This is a genomic window from Pseudomonas sp. CM27 (assembly GCF_013179515.1).
In the GTDB taxonomy this organism is placed as follows: Bacteria; Pseudomonadota; Gammaproteobacteria; order Pseudomonadales; family Pseudomonadaceae; genus Aquipseudomonas.
Window position 1 is genome coordinate 1 of record NZ_JABMCN010000341.1, and the last position, 5,122, is coordinate 5,122.

Genomic DNA, 5,122 nt, shown 5'->3' on the forward strand with positions numbered 1-5,122 from the left:
CAAACTGGACATCCCCGCTACGTCGGTGCGAACGGTCTCAGGCAGGCGCACTACCATGTCGAACCGACGGTCGCCCTCATACAGCGTGCCGGCCTGGCGACCACCCACGGCGATAGCGATCGAGTTCTGAACATCCGCGATGTTCAGGCCGTAGCGTGCTGCTTTCTCGCGGTCGATGTTGATTGTCAGCACCGGCAGGCCGGATGTCTGCTCAACTTTCACTTCCGACGAGCCCGGTACCGCTTTGAGCGCTGCCGCGATCTTGTTGGCGGTGTTGTTGAGCACGTCCATGTCATCGCCGAAGACCTTCACAGCGACATCACTACGCACGCCCGAAATCAGCTCGTTGAAACGCAGTTGGATTGGCTGCGACAACTCGTAGTTGCTTCCTGGAACACCCGCTGCGGCCTTCTGCACCTCAGCAATCAGCTCATCGCGAGGCTTCTTGGGGTTAGGCCACTGATCCTGAGGCTTGAGCATGATGTAGGCGTCGGAGGCGTTCGGTGGCATCGGGTCAGATGCAATTTCCGCGGTACCCGAGCGTGCGAACATCCGCTCGACTTCAGGCACCTGCGCTATTACCGCTTTCTCCAGACGCTGCTGCATCTCGACGGACTGAGTGAGGCTCGTTCCAGGCACACGCATGGCCTGCATCGCAAAGTCACCCTCACTGAGGCTTGGGATGAACTCGCTACCCATACGACTTGCCAGCACACCACTGAGCACGACCAAGGCTACTGCGGCCGAGAAAGCGATGTTCCGATGTCCCAGCACCCATTGCAGAACCGGCTCATAGCGCAGTCGAGCTGTGCGCATGACCACGCCTTCCTCTTCCTTCACCTTGCCAGTGACGAACATGGCAATAGCTGCAGGAACAAAGGTAACGGACAGGATCATTGCGCCCAGCAGAGCCATCACAACGGTGAACGCCATAGGGTGGAACATTTTGCCTTCGACGCCGGTGAGGGCGAAGATCGGCAGGTACACCACCATGATGATCAGCTGACCGAAGATCAGCGGCCGGCGAGCTTCTCGCGCCGCGGCAAAGACCTCGTGGAAGCGTTCGGTTTTGGTGAGCATGCGGCCATGCTTATGCTGCGCATGAGCCAGTCGACGGATCGCGTTTTCTACAATAACCACGGCACCGTCGACGATGATGCCGAAGTCGAGTGCCCCCAAACTCATTAAGTTGGCACTGACCTTGTTGTTGAACATGCCTGTGAAGGTGAAAAGCATGGACAGCGGAATCACCATCGCGGTGATCAGGGCTGCACGGATGTTGCCGAGGAACAGGAACAGAATCGCGATTACCAAGATCGCGCCTTCTACCAGGTTCTTCTTCACCGTCGCGATGGCTTTTTCAACCAGGTTGGTACGGTCGTAAACGGTCACAGCCACCACGCCCTTTGGCAGGGTGCGGTTGATGTCCGCCAGTTTGGCGGCGACAGCTTGAGACACAGTACGGCTGTTTTCACCAATCAGCATGAACACGGTACCGAGCACGACTTCGCGGCCGTTCTCAGTAGCAGCACCTGTGCGGAGTTCTTTACCGATGCTGACGTCAGCAACGCTGCTGATGCGAATCGGTGCACCATCCACGCTGGTGATCACGATGTTGGCGATGTCTTCGATGTTGCCTACCTGGCCGGGCGCACGGATGAGCAACTGCTCACCATTACGTTCGATGTAGCCGGCGCCGACGTTGGCATTGTTACTTTCCAACGCTGCGACCAGGTCATTGAGGGTAAGCTTGTAGGTAGCCAGGCGCTTAGGATCTGGCGCAACCAGGAACTGCTTGGCATAGCCGCCGATGGTATTGATCTCGGCTACACCCGGGACGTTGCGCAGCTGAGGCTTGATGATCCAGTCTTGGATCACGCGCAGGTCGGTCGGGGTGTAAGGCGTACCGTCCTCTTTGACCGCGCCATCTTCGGCTTCAACGGTCCACAGGAAGATCTCGCCGAGGCCGGTAGATACCGGGCCCATAACGGCCTCTACGCCTTCTGGCAGCTGTTCCTTCGCAACCTGCAGCCGCTCGTTGATCAACTGGCGGGCAAAGAAGATGTCAGTGCCATCCTTGAAGATCACGGTGACCTGAGACAAGCCAGAGCGAGACAGGGAACGGGTCTGCTGAAGGCCCGGGAGACCGGCCATGGCCGTTTCAACTGGAAACGTGATCCGTTGTTCGGTTTCCAAAGGCGAATAACCAGGCGCTGCAGTGTTGATCTGCACCTGGACGTTGGTGATATCGGGTACCGCATCGATGGGCAGCTTTTGATAGCTGTAGATACCGATACCCGCCATGATCAGAACAGCGATCATTACTACGATGCGCTGCTCGATGGCGAATCTGATGATACGTTCAAACATGAGAAATCATCCTGTCAGTTCGCATCAGTGACCGTGTTCGGCAGAAGCTTTGCCGAGCTCGGACTTGAGTGTGAAGCTGCCACTGGTTGCTACCTGGGCGCCGGCTTCAATACCGTCGATGACTTCCACGTACCCATTGTCGCGACGACCCAGTTTTACCGGGCGGGTGTCAAACCCATCTGGGGTGCGTACGAATACCGAGGGTTTGTCTTCAACGGTCTGGACTGCGTGCTCAGGGACCGCTACGGCAACTCGATCAGTCTGGGAAGTGACCGCAATGTTCACGAACAGGCCTGGACGCCAGGCACCGTTGGGGTTGGTCAAGGTGACGCGGACAGTGGCTGCGCGGTTTTGCTCGCCCAGCAGGCTCCCGACATAACCCACCTTCCCTTCGACCTCGACATTCATGTCAGGCGAAGAGACTTTCACCGCACGACCAGTCGTGACCTTGCCCAGATCTGTAGGCGGGACGGCGAAGGTTGCCCAGACCTGATTCAGGTCAGAAAGGATGAAGGCGTTGGTCGCCTCGCTGACGACTTCGCCAACGGTCAGGTGTTTCTCCACCACCACGGCGTCGAAAGGAGCTCGGAGTTCGTAACGATTACCGCCAACGGAGTTAACCGAAGCACCGATCGCACCGACCTTCTGCTTGGCGTTGGCCAAGGAGATCTCCGCTTCTTGCAGCGCTTGGCGTGCTTGGAGGTAGTCTTGCTCCGCGGAAATCTTGTCCTGCCACAGCTGCTTCTCACGCTCGAAGGTCACTCGCGCCAGTTCGACGCGACGCTGTGCGGCCTGTTGTTCGCTGCGCAGGTCAGAGATCTGCTGGCTCGCGATTACAGCGAGGACCTGACCCTTTTTGACCGTCTCACCCAGGTCGGCTTGGACAGCCTCTACAACGCCAGGAACACGAGGAACCACGTGGGCGGTCCGGTCTTCATCGAAGCGAATTTCGCCCGGGAAGCTCACGACTGTACCCAAGTCACGCGGCGCTGCAGCTTCCAGGGCAACGCCGGCAGCCTTGATCTGCTCAGCGCTAAGCGTCAGCTTGCCCTCTTCTTCACCGCCCTCTTCGCTGTGGCCTTCTTCACCATGGCCCTCATCACCCTCCTCTTTGGCGGCAGATGCGGCTTTCTTTTCGTCGCCATGGCCATCGTTAGCGCCATGCTCGGCGGTACTAGCGGCCTGCTGTCCAGAACTGTTGTTCCAGGCAAGGCTGCCAAATCCGAGGGCTGCCACAGCGGCTACCGCGAGGGCGATCTTGCGTTTGTTATCCATTGCTACTCCTGCTGATCGTAGGCACCGGCTTGTTCAAGGCTGTGTGCCGAAGAAAATGTTTGGCCCGTTCAGCGAGCGCCGGCAGTTGAGCCGACTTCGCCATAAACCCTTTCCACCTGCGCACGCGCATTGGTCGCCGCTGCCAACGATTCGAGATATTGGCCACGAGCGACGATCAAGGTGCGCTGGGCATCCAGCACTTCGATGAAGCCGAATTTGCCCATCTCGAAGCCGCGGGTTGCGGTATCTACGGCTTGTTGGGCTGACGGCAGAATGGTCTTGTCGTAGGACTCGACCTCCTGCATGGCGGTGGACCACTGGTTCAACGCGGTTTGGGTTTCGGTGCGCAGCCGCAGCTCCACAGCATTGCGCTGGTCTCGGGCCTGATCTGCACGACGAGAAGCGGAAAGAATGTTGCCCTGGTTGCGATCAAACAGCGGCAAAGGCATAGAGACGCCCACAGTGTTGACACGCTCGCGCACAGAGCGGTCGTACTGGCTACCTACGCTGACGGTAAGGTTCGGGATACGCTGAGCTTTCTCTGAACCGAGCGAGGCATCGCTCTTGTCGATCTGTACCACGGCCTGGCGCATTTCTGCGGTCTGATCGAGCTTCGCCAGCAGCTCTTCAGTCCGCGGTGGCAGTCCCGGGGAGAGGGTTGGCGATTCGAGTCGATCAAAGACGGTGACCGAGCTCCCGGTAATTTGAGCGAGTTGCTGGTAAGCGGTCGTCTTTTCGGTTTCGGCACGTCGAACTTGCAGCTTTGCTTCGGCCAGTTGTACTTGGGCGCGGGTGGCCTCTACTGGAGACGATTTACCTGCGCGAACACGACCATCGACGATGCGGAGACCGCGCTCAGTCAGTTCGAGAGATTGCTTGGCCAGGTCAAGGCCTGTCTGGGCCCGCAATGCGGCGTAGAAGGCCTGTACGACGTCTGCCCGCAGACCGTTCACGCGACGGTCCAACTCCAGCTGTGCGGCGGTCTGCCCGTAAGTGGCGACGTCAACACGAGCTCCCCGCTTACCACCCAGCTCCAGGGTTTGGCTAAGCGACACGGTCGTCGTGCTGGTGTTACGACGGGTGTCTTCCACGTCGTACGAAATAGTGGGGTTGGGGATAAGCCCGGCCTGCTTGCGAGCACCATCAGCGATGCCAATCTCTTGCCGGGCCGCGGCCAGGTCAGGGTTGGCATCCATGGCCGTCGAAAGCGCCTGGGGCAAGCTGATGCTTTGAGCAAGAGCTGCAGGTGCCATCAATCCAGAGATGACTGCACAGAGTGCAGCGATCTTCCAGGGCGAGACGGAGGTCTTGGATAAGACATTGCGGTTATACCGGGGCACTTTGATGGTCCTCGTGCACAAACTTCGATAAAGCTTGGCGAGAACGCCGAAACAGCTGCCAAGCCCCACTTGATTAGGTGATGGCACTCTAATGAGCGGTAGCTATCAGAGGGGTGGCTAGAAAATTACAATTTCGT

Annotated in this window: 3 protein-coding genes; all 3 read right to left on the reverse strand. The window is 58.5% G+C overall.

The features are described 5' to 3' along the window. The coding region (locus HP547_RS27215; RefSeq protein WP_172288530.1) for a CusA/CzcA family heavy metal efflux RND transporter at window positions 1-2,370 on the reverse strand (2,370 nt) is incomplete at its 3' end. Between the two features lie 24 nt (window positions 2,371-2,394). Further along, a complete protein-coding gene (locus HP547_RS27220; protein WP_172288532.1) occupies window positions 2,395-3,645 on the reverse strand; it encodes an efflux RND transporter periplasmic adaptor subunit in 1,251 nt (416 codons plus the stop codon). 68 nt (window positions 3,646-3,713) lie between these two features. Continuing rightward, a complete protein-coding gene (locus HP547_RS27225; protein WP_016712696.1) occupies window positions 3,714-4,985 on the reverse strand; it encodes a TolC family protein in 1,272 nt (423 codons plus the stop codon). Window positions 4,986-5,122 lie beyond the last annotated feature (137 nt).

Bases quoted from the DNA above. Each gene is read 5' to 3' on its own strand.
- HP547_RS27220 (WP_172288532.1), bottom strand. From the start codon at position 3,645: ATGGATAACAAACGCAAGATCGCCCTCGCGGTAGCCGCTGTGGCAGCC.